Source organism: Streptomyces smaragdinus (assembly GCF_009604385.1).
Classification (GTDB): domain Bacteria; phylum Actinomycetota; class Actinomycetes; order Streptomycetales; family Streptomycetaceae; genus Streptomyces; species Streptomyces smaragdinus.
The window spans coordinates 169,811-190,276 of sequence record NZ_WEGJ01000001.1 but is presented as its reverse complement, the minus strand read 5'-3'; the positions used below and the strand labels follow the sequence as shown (position 1 = coordinate 190,276).

At 73.3% G+C, this 20,466-nt stretch carries 17 protein-coding genes and 2 pseudogenes; 5 read left to right on the top strand and 14 right to left on the bottom strand.

Going from position 1 to position 20,466, the window contains the following annotated elements; translation table 11 throughout:
* The first annotated feature begins 140 nt into the window (after nucleotides 1-140).
* Nucleotides 141-1,634, top strand: a complete 1,494-nt coding sequence (locus SRB5_RS00965) for an aldehyde dehydrogenase family protein (RefSeq protein ID WP_153449455.1) — start codon at nucleotides 141-143, stop codon at nucleotides 1,632-1,634.
* A gap of 196 nt (nucleotides 1,635-1,830) precedes the next feature.
* On the opposite strand, the gene SRB5_RS00960 is transcribed toward SRB5_RS00965, so the two are convergent.
* On the bottom strand, nucleotides 1,831-2,301 hold the full coding sequence (locus tag SRB5_RS00960) for a hypothetical protein (protein ID WP_323376709.1): 471 nt from the start codon (nucleotides 2,299-2,301) through the stop codon (nucleotides 1,831-1,833).
* Between the two features lie 34 nt (nucleotides 2,302-2,335).
* A complete protein-coding gene (locus tag SRB5_RS00955) occupies nucleotides 2,336-3,091 on the bottom strand; it encodes an aminoglycoside adenylyltransferase family protein (RefSeq protein WP_323376707.1) in 756 nt (251 codons plus the stop codon).
* A 119-nt stretch (nucleotides 3,092-3,210) separates the two neighbouring features.
* Between SRB5_RS00955 and SRB5_RS00950 the strand changes: the two genes are divergently transcribed.
* Both SRB5_RS00950 and SRB5_RS00945 read left to right on the top strand, forming a co-directional pair.
* Nucleotides 3,211-4,056 (top strand): hypothetical protein, encoded by an 846-nt coding sequence (locus SRB5_RS00950; RefSeq protein WP_153449453.1) that lies wholly within the window; start codon nucleotides 3,211-3,213, stop codon nucleotides 4,054-4,056.
* A gap of 45 nt (nucleotides 4,057-4,101) precedes the next feature.
* Nucleotides 4,102-4,677, top strand: coding sequence for a restriction endonuclease (locus SRB5_RS00945; protein ID WP_153449452.1), 576 nt, complete (start codon nucleotides 4,102-4,104; stop codon nucleotides 4,675-4,677).
* A 104-nt stretch (nucleotides 4,678-4,781) separates the two neighbouring features.
* Here the strand turns inward: SRB5_RS00945 and SRB5_RS00940 are convergent.
* From SRB5_RS00940 to bagL, 6 genes and pseudogenes are all read right to left on the bottom strand, one after another.
* A pseudogene (locus tag SRB5_RS00940) lies at nucleotides 4,782-6,251 on the bottom strand (carboxylesterase/lipase family protein); the annotation flags it as partial.
* A gap of 81 nt (nucleotides 6,252-6,332) precedes the next feature.
* The gene (locus tag SRB5_RS00935) at nucleotides 6,333-7,382 is read right to left on the bottom strand and encodes a prephenate dehydrogenase (RefSeq protein ID WP_407703867.1); all 1,050 of its coding nucleotides are present in this window, start codon (nucleotides 7,380-7,382) and stop codon (nucleotides 6,333-6,335) included.
* A gap of 60 nt (nucleotides 7,383-7,442) precedes the next feature.
* Nucleotides 7,443-7,787 (bottom strand): annotated as a pseudogene (locus SRB5_RS37690) (IS110 family transposase); the annotation flags it as partial.
* A 102-nt stretch (nucleotides 7,788-7,889) separates the two neighbouring features.
* Nucleotides 7,890-9,248 (bottom strand): bagremycin/ferroverdin transporter BagJ/FevB, encoded by a 1,359-nt coding sequence (gene bagJ / locus SRB5_RS00930; RefSeq protein ID WP_153449450.1) that lies wholly within the window; start codon nucleotides 9,246-9,248, stop codon nucleotides 7,890-7,892.
* A gap of 66 nt (nucleotides 9,249-9,314) precedes the next feature.
* Nucleotides 9,315-10,679, bottom strand: coding sequence for a bagremycin/ferroverdin biosynthesis FAD-dependent oxygenase BagK/FevA1 (gene bagK, locus SRB5_RS00925; RefSeq protein WP_153449449.1), 1,365 nt, complete (start codon nucleotides 10,677-10,679; stop codon nucleotides 9,315-9,317).
* 94 nt (nucleotides 10,680-10,773) lie between these two features.
* Nucleotides 10,774-11,232, bottom strand: a complete 459-nt coding sequence (gene bagL, locus SRB5_RS00920) for a MarR family transcriptional regulator BagL/FevM (protein ID WP_153449448.1) — start codon at nucleotides 11,230-11,232, stop codon at nucleotides 10,774-10,776.
* A 53-nt stretch (nucleotides 11,233-11,285) separates the two neighbouring features.
* Between bagL and SRB5_RS00915 the strand changes: the two genes are divergently transcribed.
* Both SRB5_RS00915 and bagN read left to right on the top strand, forming a co-directional pair.
* Nucleotides 11,286-11,888 (top strand): non-oxidative hydroxyarylic acid decarboxylases subunit B, encoded by a 603-nt coding sequence (locus tag SRB5_RS00915; protein ID WP_153449447.1) that lies wholly within the window; start codon nucleotides 11,286-11,288, stop codon nucleotides 11,886-11,888.
* Nucleotides 11,885-13,354, top strand: a complete 1,470-nt coding sequence (gene bagN, locus SRB5_RS00910) for a bagremycin/ferroverdin biosynthesis UbiD family decarboxylase BagN/FevL (protein WP_153449446.1) — start codon at nucleotides 11,885-11,887, stop codon at nucleotides 13,352-13,354. The genes SRB5_RS00915 and bagN overlap by 4 nt, the downstream gene beginning before the upstream one ends.
* 83 nt (nucleotides 13,355-13,437) lie before the next feature.
* On the opposite strand, the gene bagI is transcribed toward bagN, so the two are convergent.
* The 6 genes from bagI to bagA all read right to left on the bottom strand — a co-directional run bounded on the left by bagI (nucleotide 13,438) and on the right by bagA (nucleotide 20,445).
* Entirely contained in the window at nucleotides 13,438-14,424 is a 987-nt protein-coding gene (gene bagI / locus SRB5_RS00905; protein WP_153449445.1) for an AfsR/SARP family transcriptional regulator BagI/FevR, read from the bottom strand.
* Nucleotides 14,425-14,585: 161 nt separating this feature from the next.
* Nucleotides 14,586-15,503, bottom strand: coding sequence for a bagremycin/ferroverdin biosynthesis o-aminophenol oxidase BagH/FevF (gene bagH, locus SRB5_RS00900; protein ID WP_323376704.1), 918 nt, complete (start codon nucleotides 15,501-15,503; stop codon nucleotides 14,586-14,588).
* A gap of 28 nt (nucleotides 15,504-15,531) precedes the next feature.
* Nucleotides 15,532-15,894, bottom strand: a complete 363-nt coding sequence (gene bagZ / locus SRB5_RS00895; protein ID WP_153449443.1) for a bagremycin/ferroverdin biosynthesis copper chaperon BagZ/FevE — start codon at nucleotides 15,892-15,894, stop codon at nucleotides 15,532-15,534.
* Between the two features lie 163 nt (nucleotides 15,895-16,057).
* Complete coding sequence (gene bagG, locus SRB5_RS00890) at nucleotides 16,058-17,431, bottom strand: bagremycin/ferroverdin biosynthesis FAD-dependent oxygenase BagG/FevA2 (RefSeq protein ID WP_153449442.1); 1,374 nt, start codon at nucleotides 17,429-17,431, stop codon at nucleotides 16,058-16,060.
* Nucleotides 17,432-17,572: 141 nt separating this feature from the next.
* A complete protein-coding gene (gene bagE, locus SRB5_RS00885; protein ID WP_153449441.1) occupies nucleotides 17,573-18,865 on the bottom strand; it encodes a bagremycin/ferroverdin synthetase BagE/FevW in 1,293 nt (430 codons plus the stop codon).
* Entirely contained in the window at nucleotides 18,862-20,445 is a 1,584-nt protein-coding gene (bagA, locus tag SRB5_RS00880; protein ID WP_323376702.1) for a bagremycin/ferroverdin biosynthesis tyrosine ammonia-lyase BagA/FevW, read from the bottom strand. Before bagA ends, bagE begins: the two co-directional genes overlap by 4 nt.
* Nucleotides 20,446-20,466 lie beyond the last annotated feature (21 nt).

The window sequence follows — 20,466 nt, the reverse complement described above, 5'->3', positions numbered from 1 at the left end:
TCGTTCCGGCCAAGGTTTCCGAAGTATTCGACGAATCGCACAAAGCGTCAAGAGCTGTCTGTTTGTACGGTGAGGTGATCCACCTCTGCGATTCGGCTGCCGCCGGCCGACATCCTCGAACCCGCGATAGGAGCACACGCTTGAGCATCACCTCGTACGACCCGACGACCGGCCTCCCGGGCGGCACGATCGAGGAGACCCCCCCGGACGAGGTGACCGCCGCCGTGGCCCGCTCCGCCGCCGCGGCCCCTTGGGTCGCCGGGGCCGCCCCCGCCGAACGGCGCGGCTGGCTGTACGCCGTGGCCGCCGCGCTCGAGGAGCACCGGGGCGAACTGGCCGCCCTGGCCCAGTCCGAGACCGCCCTGGGCCTGCCGCGCCTCGAAGGGGAGGTGCTCCGCGCGGCCGGACAGCTGCGCTTCTACGCGGACGTCGCCGTCGAGGGCTCGTACCTCGCGGCGACCCTGGACGAGGCGACCGCGACCGCACCCGCGCTGGCCCGCGTCAACCAGCCCCTCGGCCCCGTCGCCGTCTTCGGCGCGAGCAACTTCCCCTTCGCCTTCGGCCTCCTGGGCAACGACTTCGCCTCCGCCCTGGCCGCCGGCTGCCCCGTCGTCGCAAAGGCCCACCCCGCCCACCCCCTGCTCAGCGCCCGCCTCGCCGCCCTCGCGGCCGACGCGCTGGAGCGCGCCGGCGCCCCCCTCGGCACGCTGTCGACGGTCACCGGGATGCAGGCGGGCATCGACCTCGTACGCGCCGACGAGATCACGGCCGTCGCGTTCACCGGCTCCCAGGGCGGCGGCATGGCCCTGTGGCGGGCGGCCGGCGAACGGGAGCGCGTGATCCCCGTGTACGCGGAGATGGGCACCGTCAACCCCGTCGTCGTCACCCCCGCCGCGGTGTCCCGGACGGCGGAGGTCGCCGCCGGGCTGGCGGGCTCGTTCACCCTGGGCAACGGCCAGTTCTGCACCAAGCCCGGCCTCGCCCTGGCCCCCGCCGGCTCGGGCTTCGCCGCCGCCGTCGCCCAGGCGCTGCGCGCGGTGGCCCCGGACCCGGTGATGCTCACCTCGCCGATCGCCGCGGCGGTACGGGCCGGCCTGGGTGAACTCACCGCCGCCGGGGGGCGGCCGGTGGAGACGGCCGGCGGCGAGGGCGACGGCTGGCGCGCCCCCGCGGCGGTGCTCGAGGCCGACGCGGCGGCGCTGGTGCCGGGGAGCCGGCTGCTGGCGGAGTGCTTCGGCCCCGTGGTGATCGTCGCCGAATACCGCGACCAGACGGAACTCGCGTCGATCCTCGACCGCCTGCAGGGCGCCCTGGCCGCCTCCGTGATCACCGCGGGCGCCGACGACCCGCACGCGCCCGCCCTGGTCCGTACCCTGTCCGCGAAGGTGGGCCGGGTCATGGTCGACGACTGGCCCACCGGCGTCGCCTACACCTGGGCCCAGCAGCACGGCGGCCCCTGGCCCTCGACGACGGACCCGCGCACCACGTCGGTCGGCGCGGCGGCCCTGGACCGCTTCGTCCGCCCGGTGACGTACCAGTCCATCCCGGACGCGTGGCTCCCGCCGGCCCTGCAGCCGGCGAACCCCTGGCACCTGCCGCGCCGCATCAACGGCACCGTCCACCTGGCCGGCTGACGCCCTTTCGGCGCCCCGGCCTCCGACGGGCCGGGGCGCTCAAGGCAGCCCGATGATCCCCACGGCCGCCCGGACAAGCTCAGCGTTACTCCCGGCCGCCAGCCCGTCGGCGGCGATCAGCGCGGCCCCCGGCTCGGTGTCGGTGACCTCGACTCCCCGGCCCAGAAGTGCCTCGGCGGCCAGAGCTGGTCGGGCCTCAGATGCGAGCCCATATCTGCCGCACCGGATGCCCGAGCACGTCGGCGACCGCCGCCAGCTCCTTGTCGCTGAACGAGGCACGCCCGGGGTTCCACACAGCGACCTCGAAACTGGCGAAACCGCAGGGCCAGTCGTAGTCCAGCGCATCCAAGGTCGTCGACCCACCACAACAAGGAACCTCGACAACAAGCGTGGCGAAACCGTCGTCGCAGCGGGTGTCCATGAGATCGCGCCACCATTCGGTGTCGATGGCCTCCCGGCACAGAGGACAACCGATCCGCTCGAGGTTCGCCCCGCAGTCGACAAGGGTCACCCCGTCGTGCCACGTAGTCTCGATCTCCACGTCCACATCGCCGTCGGGGGCTCCGGGAGCCAGCGTCTCGACGAGCGCGACGGTGGACTCAGCCGCCTCGTGGTCCGGCTGCCACCGCGGATCGCTCGGAATAATCGACAGAACGTCGTCGCTCACGGTTTCCCCAACTCGTCTTGCCATCAGTGCACGTTCAGGGGCGCAGCCGATCGATCTCGGCGAGTACGTGAGTGACGTGCGGACGCACCTGGGAGCGCAAGATATCGCTCCACCTCTCCTCGGTGTAACGGCAGGTCAGGTACAGCTCGCGGGCGTGCTCGAGTACGGGACGATGCCCGGCCGGGAGCCGGGCGAGAGCCCAGTCGGCGGCAGCGTCCTTCGGCAGGATCCGGCCGGTGGCCAGCGTCGCCCAGATCCGGGCGAACGTGAGCACGACGTTGCGGGTGTCACCGTCCAGGCCGTCGAGCAGCCCGGGGATCCCCGCCACGCTCGCCCGGACCAGGTCCGCGTGCGGAACGGGGTCGAGGACCTGCGCCGGGGGCGGGCCGCAGAGGGGGTGATCACCGCTGAGCACCATGGTGATCAGCAGGGCCAGGTCAGGCATCGGCTCCGGCTGGGGGACCGTCCCCGCCTCGTACGCGTCGCGCAGCCACTCCCCGTACAGGAAGTCCCCGCTCGGCGGGAACCGCCACGGCCGGACCTCGGACCGGACGACGACGGTGAGCTCGACCGGGCGGGCCTTGTTCCGGGATCCGGAGACGCGGAGCAGCCCGTCGCGGAGTGCCCGGCGCTCCCGCTCCTCCATGCTCCGGCGCGAGACCACCAGGACGTCCACGTCACTCGCGGGACGGAGCCCGCCGAGCACCGAGGAGCCGTGGAGGTAGCCGCCGATGACATCGCGGCCCAGCACCTTGTCGACCAGTCCCATGATGTGCGCGACCTGATTCACGCGGCCAGCGTCTCGTGTCGGCGTTGGGACGGCACGGCATTATCGGCGGTCCAGCCCTGGCAGACTTACGCCACGGTGTGAACCTCGCGAGCCGGCGAGTACACGGAGGGGGCGCGGCGGTGATCGACGGCGGAGCCTTCGGCGTGGACCGGCAGCCGTTCCCGTTGAGCTTCACCGTCCGGGAGACCGGCGGATCGTGGCAGGTCAGAGGTGCGGCGGCGCAGGCAAGTGAGCTTGTCGACATGCTCTTCCGGTCGGCGAACGACACCGTTCTGGTCGTGGATCTGGCGACGACGAGCTTTCTGCACGAGGACTACAGCTCGTGGCAGCCCTCGCTGATCGCAGCGGAGCAGGGCGTCGACGTCACCGTCCACTCCGTCGGCGCATGGGTCTGCCACAGCCCGGAATTCGGTGCGGAGATCCTGCAGATGCACCGCGACAGCCTGCCGCGGTTCCTGGACGACACCTGGTCACCGTATGAGTTGTCGCTGCTCGACGTACCGGGTACGCCCACCCCCGCCCAGCTCGATGAGATCGCCCTGATCCTCCGGACGGCCGGCGCGGGCGAGGCCGTCCTGCCCGCTCTGCCGGGCTCGCGTGTGTGGTACTCGGGGCATGACGACTGCTATCTCAGCGTCGAGTCGACCGATCCGGCCCTGCCCGCCGCGATCCTGAGCCGCCTGCTGACGCGGCAGGCCGCCTCCGCGCTCGCCGACACCGGCGCGGTCATTCCCGTCCCCGAGCCGGACACCGCGATGGCGGAGCGGCTGATCCGCGAGAATCCCCACTGGATCGGCGTCGTCGGATCCGCCGTGGCGAACTCGGTGACGCTTCACCTGTCCGCCGTCCCACAGCCGTGGCGACTCGATCACGCCCTGCCCGACCACGCCGACTACACGGCGACACTCGACACGGTCCACGGCACCTGGCAACTCGCCCCAGTTGAGGACGCCCCGCCCGGATAGGACTCCCTCCCGCCGGGGAGGACTCCACGGGGAAGGGGGGAGCGCATGGAGACAGTACTGCTCGGGGTGCTGGCCGTCCTCGTCGCCGGAGGCGTGACCGTGGGTCTGGTCCGTTCCGGGCGGCGGGAGGCGCGGGCGGAGAAGGTTCGGCTCGAGGAGGAGGCGCGGCGGCAGGCGCGGCGGTCGCTGGACGCGGTGTGGCGGATGACGGACCGGGAGTTCGAGGAGTACGTCGCCGAGCTGTGCCGTAGGGACGGGTGCACCGACGTCCGGCGGGTCGGTGGCGCCGGGGATCTGGGGGCCGACGTGATCGGGTTTCTGCCGGACGGCAGGAAGCTCGTCGTGCAGTGCAAGCGGTACGCCAGGCACCGTTCCGTCGGCAGCCGGGATCTGCAGACCTTCAACGGCACCGCCCGTGCCGAACACGGCGCCGACGTTCCCGTCTTCGTCGCCTCGTGTGTCTTTACCGCCCCGGCCCGCAGTTTCGCCGCTCGTCAGGAGCTGGTGCTGATCGACATCAACCTGCTCGGCTTCTGGAACAGCGGTACGCCGCTCGGTTCGTTCCTCGAGCTGGACATCGGCCGTTCCGGCACCAACCGCAAACTGGCCTCGGACGACTGAACGTGCCGCCCCCAGAACCCGAGGCGATGCTCGGCCGCGTAATCGACGGACGCGATCGCGTCGGGCGCCAGGGACTGCGTGTGCGGTGGCGAGGCGGAGGGGGCGAACGCCGGCCAGGACGGGAGGCCGCGCCGTGAGGGTGTGCCGGTTGTGGCGAAGGCCGCCCAGTAGTCGGTGATCGTGTCGGCCAGCCTTGCCTGCGGCGGCGTGAAGCGGACCTCCTTCTCCTCGAAGACGTACGGCGTGTCCGAGGCGTGGTAGGCGCCGAAGTCGAAGCCCTCCACAGGCAGCGGGAGATACATGGGCGCGTGGGGATCGGCGAACTCGTACGCGAAGGTCGGCACATGCCGCCCCAGCGCCGTGTGCTGCGCGTACATCCCCCGCGCCCACATGCGGTCGGTGATTACGGTGGCCCAGGCCAGGGCGGGGGTGGGGAAGCCGGCGGCCGGGTATTCGGCGAGTACGGCCGGCGCGTGGGCCGTGCCGAACGCCGTCGTGACCAGCGCGGTGTAGTCCCGCTCCGTCATCCGCTTGCCCGCCGCGTCGTACAGCAGCCCGGCGAAGAGCCGGTGCTCGTCCCGGGTCGCGCCGGACAGCACGGGGACGCGGTGGAAGCGGCCCTCGCGCAGGGCCTTCTCCGGCAGTTCGGGCAGGATGCCCTCCCCGAAGGCGAACGCCTGGAACATGTTCATGACCTGCGGCACGTCCAGGATGCGCTTCACCGGCAGCGCGCGCAGGCAGCGCAGGGCGGCCGGGGGACCGAGCCCGCCGCAGCCGAGGCCGGCCGCCACGTCCCGGCCGGTGGCCCGCATCTCCGGCAGCGTGCGCCAGGTGTACCAGCGGTACGCCGGCACCTGCGGGCCCATCGCCCCCGCGGGCATGTCCATCATCCCCTCGCCGCTGGACAGCACCGCCCGGTGGAACAGGCCGCGGGCCGACGGCGAGGTGAGGTGGGCGGTGACGGAGCCCGCGCCGAAGGACGAGCCGGCCAGGGTGACGTTGCCGGGGTCGCCGCCGAACGCCGCGGCGTTGCGGGCCACCCAGCGCAGGGCCGCCTGCTGGTCCTGCAGGCCGAAGGTGCCGGAGCCCGGCAGGCCGGGGTGGGCGAAGCCGCCGAAGACGCCGAGCCGGTAGTTGAGGGTGACGACCACGAGGCCGCGGTCGGCGAGGCGGCGGGCGTCGAAAAAGCTGCCGCCGCCGATGGTGCCGTCGCCGTGGATCCAGACGAACACCGGCGCCCTGCCGCTCCGGGCGGGGGTGGTGACGTTGAGGACCAGGCAGTCCTCGTCGAGGCTCGCGGAGTCGCCGTACGCGGCGGGGACCTGCGGGCACAGCGGCCCGGGCCGGGTCGCGTCCCGTACGCCCGGCCAGGGCCGTACGGGCCGGGGCGCCGCCCAGCGGTGGGCGCCGGTGGGCGGCGCGGCGTAGGGGATGCCGGAGAAGACCTGGTGGCCGCCCGCCACCGTGCCGCGCACCGCGCCGCTGTCCGTGCGTACCACCGGCCGCTGCTCGCCGGGCGCCGAAGAGGCAGCCACCGTGAGCAGGGCGGCCAGGGCCACGAAAGCTCGCCTCATCGTCCACCGACTCCCGGCCGAAGATCGCCCCTGGTCAGCAGTATGGGCACAGCGGGCCGGGCCCACGAGTCGAGGGCGGCGTCAGCTGTACCGCCAGCCGTACGCCGTCAGCGTCCGCAGCAGCCGGGCGGTGGACGGCGCGGCGACCTGGAGCTCCGCGACGCCTGCCGCGGTGGCCGTGTGGTCGATCGTCAGATCCTCGATGTTGATGCCCGTGGCGTGCGCTGCCGCCAGCAGCCGGGCGAGTTCGCCGGGGCGGTCGCCGACGTGGACGCGGATGACGTCGTACGGGGCGGGGGTGCCGCCGTGCTTGCCGGGGATGCGGGCGTGGCCGGCGTGGCCGTGGGCGAGGAGGCCGTGGACGCGGTCGGGGTCCCGGGCGCGCAGGGCGGCGATCATCTCGCCCAGGTCGGCGGCCACGTCCTGCAGGACGTCGGCGACCCGGGGCGCGTTGGCGGCGAGGATCTCCCGCCACAGCGCCGGGTCGCCGCCCGCCACCCGGGTGGTGTCGCGCAGGCCCTGACCGGTGAGGGCGAGTGCGCCGGGGTCGGCGTGCTCGAGGCGGGCGGCCGTCATCGCGGCGATCACGTGGGGGGCGTGGGAGACGAGGGCGACCGCCCGGTCGTGGTTGCCGGGGGTCATCTCCACCGGGACGGCCCCGCACAGGGCGATGAGCTCGCGTACGGCCGCGAGGGTGGCGGGGTGGGTGTCGGGGCGGGGGGTGAGGACCCAGGGGCGGCCCTCGAAGAGGTCGGCGCGGGCGGCGTAGGGGCCGGAGCGTTCGCGGCCGGCCATGGGGTGGCCGCCGAGGTAGCGGCCGGTGTCCAGGCCGGCGTCGGTGACGGCCTGCCAGGGGCCGGACTTGACGCTGGCCACGTCGGTGTAGGAACGGGCGACGTCCAGGCGCTGGCAGTCGGCGAGGACCGGCGCGACGTGGTCCGGGGGGACGGCGATGACGGCGAGGTCGACGGGGCCGGCGGCGGGTTCGGTGCGGCCGGCGCCGAGGGCCTGGGCGGCGGCGGCCTGGGCGGGGTCGCGGTCGGTGAGGTGGACCGTGACGCCCTGGGCGGTGAGGGCGAGGGCGACGGAGGTGCCGATGAGGCCGGTGCCGATGACGGTGGCGGTGGCCAGGGTGCGCGGGGCCTCGGTGCGGGGCGGGGGCGGGGCGGTGCCGGCGGCGGGGAGGAGGCGGCTGCGGTCGGTGCGGACCATGTGGGCCAGGGTGCGGGCGCGGCCCGTACGGCCGGTGGTGTCGCGCAGTTCGCTGAAGCGGGCGACCTCGCCGGGGCTGATCGCGTACACCCGGTAGCCGGTGGCGAGGAGCGCCTGGACCCAGGGGCCGCGGTCGCTCCGGGTGCCGACGAGGACGTCGGCGACGTCGAGGTCGGCGCCGCCGTGCCGTACGACGAGCTCGCGCAGGCGGGCTACGCCGTCGGTGCCCTGCGGGATGCGGGCGGTGGCCAGGGTGCGGCCGGCTTCGTCGTGGACCTCGACGTCGTGGTGGTTGTCCGCCGGGTCATCGCCGATGAGCAGCAACGGTTCTCTCCAGCTCGGGCACGCCGGTCGGCGTGGCGGTACGGGTACGAAGGGGCCCCGCGGCGGCGGGCGGGGGAGGGCCCGCCGCCGCGGGGCGCCCGGTCAGGCGTCCGCCTGGGGCCGGGCGGGAGGGAGGAGCGGTGCGCACAGCGCCGCCAGGAGGGGCAGCGCCGCGACGACGGCGAGGGCGCGGGTGATCGCCATGTGCTCGGAGAGGGCCCCGGCGGTGGCGGAGCCGACGCCGCCGCCGACGAAGAACAGGAGGTTCAGTACGCCCATCGCGCCGCCGCGCTGCGCGGGTTCGAGGCGGCTGGACAGGACGGCGGTGGTGACGACCTGGGTGACGGCGAACGTGGCCATGCCCATGGACGTGCCGATCAGCATGACGACGATGCCGCCCTCGGCCAGCCCCACGATGCCGAGGAACACCGCGCAGCTGAGCGCGGCGCCGGCCAGCAGCAGGGAGCCGCCGCGGCTGAGGGTGAGCTTGCTGGCGACGCGGGAGCACACGGCGCCGACGACCGCGCCGGGCAGCAGCCAGGCGCCGATCTTGAAGACGCCCCAGCCGTACTGCACGGTGAGGATCTGCGGTACGGCGTACATCGCGGCGAACAGCCCGGCGTAGCCCCCGAATCCGACGACGGCGGCGACCAGGAACGTCCGGTCGGTGGCCAGCCATTTGGGGACGAAGCCGTCGGCGCGGCGCGACACCTGCACCGCCAGCCCCGCCACGGAGACGGCGAGCACGGCGGCCAGTGCGATGACCAGCGGGGTGTCCAGGTCGAGGGAGGACGCCTGGATGAGGAGCAGCAGCGAGGTGGCCGCCGCGCCGAGCAGGGTGCCGCCCAGCGGGTCGACGGGCTTGCCGTAACCGGGGCGGGCGGCGGCGAGCTTGAGGCACAAGGGGACGATCAGCAGCGACAGCGCGGGCAGGATCAGCGTGAGCCGCCAGTCCAGCCAGTCGGTGACCATGCCGCCGGCGAGGGTGGCGCTGGAGGAGCACAGGGCCATCGTGGCGCCGAAGATGGCGAGGATCTTGGGGCGTTGCCGGGCGTCGGAGGACGCGGCGAGCGTCAGGGCGCTGGAGGTGACGGCGCCCGAGCCCGCCGCCTGGACGAGGCGTCCGGCGACCAGCGCGCCGAAGGCGTCGGCGACCAGGCACAGCGCCGCGCCCACGGCGAGCAGCAGCGACCCCACGATCAGGGTGGTGCGTACGCCCCACTTCTCGGAGAGCCGGCCGAAGAACGCGGTGCCCACGCCCAGGGCCAGGGCGTGCGCGGTGAGCACCCAGCCGGCGACGGCCGGGCGGACCTCCATGGCCACGGCGACGTCGGGCAGCGCCACGCCCGCGGCGGTCACCCCGAAGATCACCGGGCCGAACAGGGCGCCCAGCCTGAGTCCGGTCGCCCCGGCCCCGGGCGGGGCCTGTGTCTGTGCGCGGACCGCGCTGTCGGTCGTCATCGCGACTGCTTCCTTCCATTGGTTCGGGCACGCCAGGAACAGGCGGGACCCGGGGGGAGCGGTTCCTCAGCGCCGCGGGGCGCGAGGGGGGATGTTGTGGTTGAAGCGCAGGAGGTTCTCGGGGTCGTAGCGGTCCTTGATCTCCGTGAGCCGTGTGTACGTGGCGGAGTCGTAGCCCTGCGACGCCCGCTGGGCGGTCTGCGGTCCGGTGAGGAAGTTGAGGTACCGCAGGCCCGTGCCCCGGTGGGCCATCCCCTCGACGACGGTGTCGGGTTCGCCGCCGGGCGGGGTGAGGGTGGTCAGGCAGTACGCGGCGTCGCGGTGCCCCACGGCGTTCGGGACCGCCGGCGGCCGGCCGAGGGCGCCCTGCAGATGGCGGAGCTCGACGAGGATGTCGCCGCAGGCGCTGTCGGGGCCGGCCAGGGCGAGCAGTTCGCCGGTGGCGGGGCCGTCGAACTCCCGCAGCATGAGGGTGCGTTCGTGGTATGGGACGGGGGAGGCGGGGTCGTGGTGGATCGCGGCGCAGCGGGCGTACGGCATCTCGCCCAGGGTGTCGGCGATCGGGGGCACGGTCTGGCGCAGCGGCTTGAGGAGGCGCTCCGCCTCGTCCGCGGGGCCCAGATGGCTGACGCGGACGTGGACGACGAGGCGCGAGCGCAGGAACTCCGGGATCGCGGGCAGGTCGGGCATGCGCAGCAGGGCCAGTGAGGAGGACGTCTCCTCGGGCAGCGCGGCGGTCCACGAGCGCCAGGTGTGCAGTACCTCGGCGGCGTGCTCGCCGGGGAAGTACAGCCCGCCGCCGTAGAAGTGGGGCGCGGGGAAGAGGGAGAACTCCAGCGCGGTGACGACGGCGAAGTTGCCCTTGCCGCCGCGCATCGCCCAGAACAGGTCCGTGTCGCGCTCGGCGGTGGCGACGCCGGGGCGGCCGTCGGCGCCGACGTACTCGATCGCGGTGACGTGGTCGGCGGCGTAGCCGTGGGCGCGCGACAGCAGTCCCAGGCCGCCGCCGAGGGTGTAGCCGACCACGCCGACGAGCGGCGAGGAGCCGTTGAGCGGGGCGAGGCCGAACGCGGCGGCGGCGTCGATGACCTCGTGCCACTGGGTCCCGGCGGCCACGCGGGCGGTACGGGCGTCCGGGTCGACGGTGACGCCCGTCATCCGGCGGGTGGAGATCAGCAGGCCGTCGCCGTGGGCGGTGGCGGTGGGGCCGTGTCCGGTCGCCTGGACGGCCACGGGGATCCGGGCGGCGGCGGCCCAGCCGACGGCCTCGCGTATCTCCGCCGCGTCCCGCACCGCGGCCACGGCGGCCGGGCGGTGCTCCACCACGCGGTTGAACCCGGCGACTTCGGCGGCGTAACCGTCGTCGCCGGGCAGCAGCACCGGGCCGGACAGGCGTCCGGCCAGTTCGCGTACCGCTGCGGTTGTGATCATGTGTCGGCCCTCCAAGGCGGACCCGTTCGGGTCGCCGATCACATTTCCAGCGGCACCGGGCGCGACCAATCCCTTCTTTGGGGGGATCTGGGCCCTAGCTCGCCGAGTGGCCCGACAGATCCCCCAGCTCCCGCAGCATGCCGATCAGCTCCGCCAGCCGGCGCTCGCCCAGGGCCTCCTCGGCCCGGGCGTGCAGCCGCCCCGCCTCCCTGCCCGCGTCCGCCAGCCGGGTGCGGCCCGCGTCGGTGAGCGCGATGATGCGCCGCCGGCGGTTGGCCGGGTCGGTCTCCTTGACCACCAGCCCGCGCCCCTCCAGCCGGTCCAGCAGCGGGGTCAGCGTGGAGCGGTCGATGGCCGCGCGGGCGCCCAGCGCCGACTGGTCCATGGCGCCGTGGTCGTCCAGCACCAGCAGCACCGCGAACTGAGGACTCGTCAGATCCGGCAGGGCCTGCTGCCACAGCGCCGTCCAGGACTGCACGGCCCGGCGCAGCTGATGGGGCAGCGCCTGCTCCAACTCCGGGCGCCGGCGGGGGGAGGGGCTTGCGTTCGTCATGCCCCGCAGTATATTCAGTGTACGGACATTCCGTGTACGGAAGGTGGTGGGGGATGCGTCTCGTCGTGGGAATGACCGGGGCCACCGGTGCGGTGCTGGGCGTGCGATTACTCCGTGAACTGCGGGCCCTGCGCGTGGAGACGCACCTGGTGCTGACCCGCTGGGCCCGCGCGACGATCGAGCTGGAGACCGGGCTCACGGCCCGGGACGTGGCCGCGCTCGCCGATCACGCCTACTCCCCGGACGATCAGGGGGCGCCCGTCTCGTCCGGCTCCTTCCGCACGGACGGCATGGTCGTCGTCCCGTGCAGCATGAAGACCCTCGCCGGCATCCGCACCGGCTACGCGGACGGGCTGGTGGCCCGCGCCGCCGACGTCACGCTCAAGGAGCGCCGCCCGCTGGTGCTGGTGCCGCGCGAGACGCCGCTCGGCGAGATCCATCTGGAGAACATGCTCGCCCTGGCCCGCGCCGGCGCCGCGATCGTGCCCCCGATGCCCGCCTTCTACAACCGGCCCGAGACCGTCGACGACCTGGTCGGCCACATCGTCACCCGGATCCTCGACCAGTTCGGCCTCGACACCCCGGGCGCCCGCCGCTGGGACGGCTTCCCGGCCCCCTCCGGCCGCAACGGCCACAGCCGAAGGAGTCCGACATGACCCGCATCACCGACCTGCGCGGCTACCTCGACGCCCTGGAGTCCCTCGGCGACCTCCACCGCGTCCGCCGCCCCGTGAGCGCCGACCTGGAGGCCGCCGCCCTGACCCGCCTGACCTGCGAACGCCGCGCCCCGGCCCCCCTGTTCGAGAACGTCGAGGGAGCCGCCCCCGGCTTCCGCCTGCTCGGCGCCCCCGCCGCCCTCAGCTCCGCCCCCGGCCGCGAACTCGCCCGGGTGGCCCTGTCCGTCGGACTGCCCCCCGACGCCACCGCCGCCGACCTGGTGGAGCACCTCGTACGCGCCCGGCACCTGCCGCCCGTACCCCCCAAGACCGTCGACCGCGCCGACGCCCCCTGCAAGCAGCACGTGCTCCTCGGCGCCGACGCCACCCTCGACCGCTTCCCCGTCCCCCGCATCCACGCCCAGGACGGCGGACGCTACCCCAACACCTGGGGCGTCATCGTCGCCCGGACCCCCGACGGCCGCTGGACGAACTGGTCCATCGCCCGCGTCATGCAACTCGACGGCCGCCGCATGACCGGCCTGGTGATCCCCGCACAGCACATCGGCATGATCTGGCAGGAGTGGGTGGAGCGCGGCGAGCCCATGCCGTACGCCCTGGTCCAGGGCGGCGACCCGGCGATCCCGTTCGCCGGCGGCATCCCGCTGCCGCCCGGCGTCGACGAGGCCGGCTACATCGGCGCGCTGTACGGCGAGGCGCTGGAGACCGTCCCGTGCGAGACGGTCGACCTGCGGGTGCCGGCGAGCGCCGAGATCGTGATCGAGGGACATCTGTCGCTCGAGCGCGACGCCCGCGAGGGGCCGTTCGGCGAGTTCGCCGGCTACGCCTCCCAGGAGACGTCGATGCAGCCGGTGTACACGATCGAGGCGATCACCCACCGGGACGACCCGATCTGGCCGCTGGTGGCCGAGGGCCGCCCGGTGGACGAGTTCCACACCGTGACCGGCGTCGGCCAGGCCGCCGAGGTGCTGGCGGAGCTGCGCGACGCCGGACTCCCCGTCACCACCGCCTGGTCACCGCTGCGGGCCGCCGCCCACTGGATGGTCGTCACCGTCCCGCAGAACTGGCGCGAGCGACTGCCGGGCGTGGACTCCGCGGAGTTCACCCACCGGATCGGGGAGGTGCTCTCCGACTCCCACTCGGGCCGGGCCACCGCCGCCACGTTCGTACTGGACGACGACGTCGACCCGGCCGACGACACGGACCTGCTGTGGGCCCTGGCCACCCGGATCCATCCGCTGGAGCGCTCGGAGGCCTGGTACGGCTTCGTCCACCCGCTGCTCAACTGCTACACCGCGCGCGAGCGGGAGGAGGCCAGCGGCCCCATCGTCTTCCACGACGGCCTGCTGCCGGCCCCGGGCGAGGGCCGGATGCCGCACGCCTCGTTCGCCCAGGCCTACCCGGAGGACGTCCGCCGCCGGGTCCTGGAGCACTGGACCGACTGACGCCCGCAGACACCGAACGCCCGCACCACAGCAGCGTGGTGCGGGCGTCCGCGGGCGGGAGGTCGGCGTTCCCGCCCGCCAGTTCAGGCCCCCGGCTCCTCCGGCCGGGCGGTCAGCCACAGCGACATCACCTGCCGCAGCGCGTCGCGTTCGGTGCGCAGCACGTCGTTCTCCCGGCGCAGCCGCTCCAGCGGATCCGTCTCCCGGTGCGCCCGGTGCACGGGGTCCTTGACCAGGGTGAGCCGGGCCGACCGCGACCGCCGGCCGCGCCCCGGCGGGGGGCACGGTACGGTCACGGCGCCCGCCGGTGCCGGGGTGAGGTCGCCGGCGAGGATCGACTGGTGCAGGGTGTGCAGCTCGGCGGCCGGTTCGATGCCGAGGTCCTCGGCGAAGCGCCGGCGCACCGCGCGGAACGTCTCCAGGGCCTCGGCGGTGCGGCCCAGCCGGAACAGGGCCAGCATGAGCTGGGCGATGGCCCGTTCCCGGAACGGGTTCTCGACGACGAAGCCGGCCAGATCGCCCATGATCTGGTGGTGCCGGCCCAGTCTCAGGGCCACGTCGAAGTACTCCTCGCTCACCGTCAGCCGGTTGTCGTTGTGCTTGACGGCCAGGGCCTCGAGCGTGCGCGAGTCCAGATCGGCGGCGACGGGCCCACGCCAGAGCCCGAGCGCGGACTTCAGCACCTGCTCGGCGCGCTCCAGCCGGTCGTCGCGCAGCAGCGCGCGGCCCTCGGCGACGAGGTCCTCGAAGGTGAACAGGTCCAGCGCGTCGTCGTCCCGCGGCTGGATCCGGTAGCTGGACGGATGGGTCTCGATCAGGCTGTGCCGCTCCCGGGTCCGCAGCAGCCGGCGCAGCCCCGACACGCAGATGCGCACCTGCCCGTGCGCCGAGCTGGGCGGTTCGTCGTCCCAGATGGCGTCGGTGAGCCGGTCCAGGCTGACCAGCCGCCCGGACTGCAGCAGGAGTGTCGCCAGTAACTTCCTCCGGCGTATCCCGCTTATCTCTATGTGTTGGTCGCTGTTCGTCACAAGCAGCGGTCCGAGTATTCGGAATTCGTAGGCGTCACTCATTCTGATAACCCCCGGTTAATGACGTGTACGGGTTGTTGAACGGACGAACAGACCCCCGATCAGCACAGTTGCCCATTGGCAGTCGAGCGCCAATGAGCAACTGTGGCGATGCTAACGGTCCGGCCACCGGCGGTGGACAGGTGCCGGCCGGGCCGCGGCGCTTATGCGTAGCGGTAGAAACGGGTGTGGTCCAGGAGGTCGGCGGGAGTCATGGTGTACCAGGGCGCGAGCTTCGTGTGCAGCGACGGCACGTCCGGGTGCTCCTCCACCGGGAGGTAGTGCGGCACGTCCGGGTGGGCCTGCTGCCACACCGACCAGATCTTGTCGATGAAGCAGTGGTGCAGGAAGAACACCGGGTCGTTGGGCGACCCGATGTAGAGCATGTGCCCGCCGACCCAGGTGTGCCCGGCGCCGTGCAGCTTGCCGAGATTCGCCTCCCAGGGGAACTTCGCGTAGCCCTCCAGATGGTTGCGCAGCGGCTGCGGGTCGCCGCTGTAGCCGGAGGTGTAGTTGTACGGCGGGGTGTCGTACGTGGTGAGCGCGAGGGCGTCCTCCAGCTCCCGCACGGTGGGCAGGTTGGGGTTGGTGGTGCCGAAGTCGCGGACCAGGTAGTCGCGGTCGTCCGCGGTGTAGTGGCCGTTGAACGCGGGGTGCTCGTCGCCGACCGGCACCACGCTGGTGTTCAGCCGCCAGCCGTTGCAGCGGGCGAAGGGGCCGGTCATGACCTGGCGGTCGCCGGGCCGGCCGTTGCCGCCCAGGAAGTCGTCGCCCCACAGCGGCGAGTCCTCGCCCTGGTCCGTGGTCCAGTCCCAGTAGGGGATGGTCACCCGCGGGTCGACGCGCTGCAGGGCCCGCTCCAGGATCAGCAGGTACTGGCGGTGCCACGGGAACAGCCCGGGGCTCATGTGCCCCCAGCGCTTCCCGCCGTCCTTGTCCAGGTAGTCCCCGGAGTTGATCTCTATGTGGATGCGCACCAGCTCGTCGTAGATCCCGAGGGTCTTGATCCTGCGCACGGCGCGGACGAAGCGCTGCTTCTCCTCGGCGGTCATGTCGAGGTGGTTCTTGCGTACGGGTACCACCGGACGCCCTCCTCTCCTCGTCGTCGGGTCAGGCATGGTGGGTGCCGGTGGCCAGCAGGTCGGCTCCGCGCAGTTCGTCGACGGCGTGCCGGCCGGCGGCCAGTGGGCTGGGGGCGAGCTTGTAGTGGCACAGGGCGCTCAGATAGGCGCCGTCGCCGAGCTTCATCACGTGCAGCGGGCGGCCGTCGATGGTGACCGCGCCGTCGGCGTGGGAGACGGTGATCGTACGGCCGCGGTAGGTCTCGGTGTGGTGGTCGTGTTCGGTGGCGGACGGGTCGGTGGCCGCCTTGTCGTGGGCGTCGGCCCAGGTGGTGCCGGCGTGGACGGCGGCGATGGGGAGGGTCACGGCGGCGACGCCGGCCATGCCCCTCATCACGTCGCGTCGTTTCATCGGGATACTCCTGTCGTGGCGGATGCGCGGCGTGGTGCTGCGACTTGGCCCCAGCTTGCGTTCGCGGCGTATCGGCGGTGTATCGCCGTTCACCGGTGTCCGCGGAAGACCCAGCTCACGGCGGGGGGTTCCGAAAAGCGGTGTGACGTTCGCCTCGAATCGGTCAAGTCGCCGGGGCCGGAGGGATGTTGTGGTTGAAACGGAACAGGTTGTCGGGGTCGACGCGGGCCTTGACCGCGCGCAGCCGCGCCCAGGTGTCCGGGGCGTAGCCGCTGCGGGCCAGTCCGGCGGTGTCGGGGCTGGCCAGGAAGTTGAGGAAGCGCAGGCCCGTGCCCCAGGGGGCCATGGCGTCGACCACCAGGGGCGGGCGGCCGTCGGGCAGCGAGACGGTCGACAGGGCGAACGCCGCGTCCCGGTGGTCGACGGCGCTGGGGACGGCGGGCGGGCGTCCGGTGGCGCCGCCGAGGTGGCGCAGCTCGACGACCATGTCGATGCAGTCGGCGCCCGGCCCGGCCAGCTTCAGCAGCATGTCCGCGCCGGCGTCGTCGAGTTCGCGCAGCATCATCGAGCGCTCGTTGTAGGGGATGGGCTCGCACGGGTCGTTGTGGATCTCCCCGCACCGGGTGTACGGCATCTCGCCCACGGTGTCGACGATCAGCGGCGCCGCCTCACGCAGCGGGGCGATCAGCCGGTCCCCGGACTCCGCCGGCCCCAGATAGGCGATCCGCAGATGAGCGGTGAGCCGGCCGCGCAGGAAGCCGGGGACCGTCTCGACGTCCGGCAGCCGCAGCAGCGCCAGCGACGACGTCATCTCGTCCGGCACCCCCTCCGTCCACGCCCGCCACGCGTGCAGCACCTCCCCGGCCGACTCCCCGGGGAAGAACAGCCCGCCGCCGAACAGCCGCCCCACCGGCACCAGGTCGAACTCCAGCGCGGTCACCACGCCGAAGTTGCCCTTGCCCCCGCGCAGCGCCCAGAACAGCTCCGCGTCCCGGTCCGCGGTGACGCGCCGGAACTGCCCGTCGGCCGTCACCACCTCCAGCGCGGTCACCAGGTCCGCGGCGTACCCGTACCGCCGCGCCATCAGCCCGAGCCCGCCGCCGAGGGTGTACCCGGCGACGCCGACGAGCGGGGAGGAGCCGCTGAGCGGGGCCAGGCCGAACTCGGCGGCGGCGTGGATCACCTCGTACCACCGGGTGCCCGCCTCGACCCGCGCGGTGCGGGCCGCGGGGTGGACCATCACCCCCCGCAGCCGGCGCGTGCTGACCAGCAGCCCCCCGGACGCGGCGGTCGACGGACCGTGCCCGGTGGCCTGGACGGCGACGGGGAACCCGTGGTCGGCGGCGAAGGCCACGGCGTGGCGTACGTCGGCGGCGTCGTCGACCACGGCGATCAGCTGCGGGTCGTGCTCGGTGATGAGGTTGAACCCGTCGAGCTCCAGGGCGAAGTCGTCGTTGCCCGGCCGCAGCACCTGTCCGCTCAGGCACGCGGAGAGCGCCGTCGCCGCCGGGTCCGCGAGATGGTTGCCTGTCGTCATTCTGAGTCCTTCCCCTCCAGTCGTCCGCTGGACGAAAAGGACCCTGCCAGCGCCGGGGGCGCCGTCCCATCCCTCATTTGAGGGCGGATGCCCGGGGGCCCGCGACGGACGAACCGTCGCGGGCCCCCGGGGAGCGGGCGGTCAGGCTCGGACCACGGCGTGGTCCCAGTCCTCGGCCGGACCGAACAGCTTGCGCGGCTTCATCGCGTCCAGCTTCCGCGCCAGCAGCTCCGCGGGGACAAGCGTGCCCGGCGGCACCGCGCCGACCTCGCACCGTACGTCCAGCTCCGTCCGGACGGACTCGGCCAGCTGCGCGCACGCCTCCGCCACGCCCTCACCCGGCACCTCCAGCTGGACGACGAGCCGGTCCGGCTCCGCGCGGGCCCGCCAGAACAGCACGCCGTATGCGGCCGGCAGCCGGTACACCAGCTCCTCCACCTGCACCTGCCCCAGCCGCCGCCCGCCCACCGGATACCCCTGGCCGAGGCGGCCGAGCACCCGTACGGTCGGCAGTTGCCAGCCGCAGGGGCAGTCCTCGTACCGCAGCTCCACCAGGTCCTCGATGTTGTACCGCACCAGCGGCATCGCCTCCCGGAACAGCGGCGTGATCACCAGCTGCCCGGTGCCCTGCGGAGCGACCGCGCCGGTCCGCGGGTCGAGGATCTCCGGCAGCACCCGGTCCGCCCAGAAGTGCATCCGCCCGTGCGGGCAGTCACCGGCCAGCGGACCGACCTCCGTGCAGCCGTACTCCTCGACCACCGGCGCCCCGAAGATCTCCTCGATCCGCCGCCGGCGCGCCGCGCTCATCGGCTCGCCCGCCACGTACAGCGCCCGCAGCGACGCGAACGCGTCCGCGCCGTATCCGGCGGCCCGGGCCGCCGCCACCCACAGCAGGCTCTCGCTGGGCGTCGACCACGTCAGCGTGACCGGCAGATCCCGCAGCAGCCGCACCACCCGCGCGTACGGCACCGCCAGCGACCGGCAGTCGCCCGGCACCACCAGCGCGCCGTCGCGCATCGCCGCCCAGTGCGCCATGTGCCCGGCCAGCACCAGCCCGTACGGGATCCGCACGAGCAGCGTGTCCGCCGGGCCCGGCGGCACCGTCTTGCGCACGAAACGGTCCGCCAGATCCGACCACTCCGCCTCCGTGAAATAGGCGGGCGTCGGATTGCCGGTGGAGCCGCTGGACTCGTGATACGTGGCGACCCGCTCCCGCGGCACGGCCAGCATGCCGAACGGATAGCTGTCGCCCAGATCGGTCTTACGGGTCAGGCCCACCGACGCCAGGTTCTGCCCCGGCTCCAGCCGCCGCGCGTAGAACGGCGAGTTCAGCGCATGGCGCAGCGTCGCGCCGACGCGCTCGGCCTGCAGGGCCCGCAGCCCGTCGAAGTCCTTCCAGTCACCGAGCGCGGGCAGCGCGGGCGCGAGGGTCATACGGCGGCCTCCGTCAGCGCGCCCGACGTGATCAGACCGACGACCGCCGCGATGTCCACGTCCATCTGCCGGTCCCGGTCGGCGAACGCCACGACCTCCCGGACCCGCGCGTGCGCCGCCCTGGTCCGCGGGCTCATCGCCGCCACCCCGCGCAGCTCCACCGCCTGGCAGGCGGCGATCAGATGGATGGCCGCGACCTCACGGGTCAGCTCGATGATGTTCCGCGCGTCCCGGGCCGCGATCGGCGCCATGCTGACCTTGTCCTGGTTGTGCGCCTCGGTGGAGCGGGAGAACGTGCTCACCGGCCCGGCGTTCTTCAGCGCCTCCGCGGTCAGCGCCGAGCACGCGATCTGCATGCCCTTGAACCCGTGCTGCAGACCCGCCTCGGAGTCCTCGTCGCTCACCCTCGCGATCAGGTTCGGGGTGAGGCCGTTGTTGAACTTCTCGTCCACCAGCAGCGCCAGCTGCCGGTCCAGCAGGTCCGCGATGCCCGCGACGGCCGTCTTCAGCGCGTCCATCGCCGTGACGATGTGCCCGCCGTAGAAGTTGCCGCCGCTGTACACGGCGCCCGTCGCCGGCTCGAACAGCGGGTTGTCGCTCGAGGAGTTGATCTCCACGGTGACCCAGGTGCGCACCCAGTCGAGCATGTCGCGCAGCACACCCGTGACATGCGGCGCGCAGCGCAGCGAGTAGCGGTCCTGGATGCTGCGGGTGAGCTTCTGGTAGTGCCGCCCGTCCAGCGGGTCGTTGAGGTCGACGACCTGGTCGTGGGTGAGGGCCAGCGCGGAGCCGTCCAGCAGCTCGTGGATGCGGGCGGCGCTGGCGCGCTGGCCGGTGTGGGGCTTCTCGTCGTGGATGAACGGGGCGTAGTGGCCGCGGTTGCCCAGCATGCCCTCGCTGGCCAGGGCCGTGCACAGGTCCGCCACCTCGGCCAGCTGGGCGGCCGCCTCGGTGTTCAGCGCGGCGAACGCGGCGCTGAAGGACGTGCCGTTGATCAGCGCCAGCCCGTCCTTGGCCTCCAGCTGTACGGGCTCCAGCCCCAGCTCCGCCAGCACCTCGCCGGCCGGCCGGTCCCGGCCGCCGTGGCGCACCCGGCCCTCGCCGGTCAGCGCGTATGCCAGATAGCACAGGGGGACCAGGTCGCCGCTGGCGCCGACCGAGCCGCGCTCGGGGATCGCCGGCAGCACGTCGTACCGCAGGAAGTCCAGCAGCCGCTCCACGACCGGCAGGCTGACGCCGGAGTTGCCGCGGGCCAGGCAGTTGGCGCGGATCAGCAGCGTGGCGCGGACGATCTCGTCGCGCGCCAGCGGGCCGGTCCCGTTCAGGTGGTAGCGGATCAGTTCGCTCTGCAGCCGGGCCGTCTTCTCGGCGGAGATCTGCCGGTTGACGCTGTCGCCGAATCCCGTCGTCACCCCGTAGATGGGCTTTCCGGTCCGCAGGATGTCGAGCTTCAGGTTCCGCGACTCGTCCATCGCCTTCAGGGCGTCGTCGGAGACGGAGAACTCGGAACCCTCGCGGGAAGCGGCGGTCATGACCTGGCCGATGGTCAGGTCGCGCCCGTCGATGGTCGTGATGGTCACTGGTGGACACCTTTCTCACCG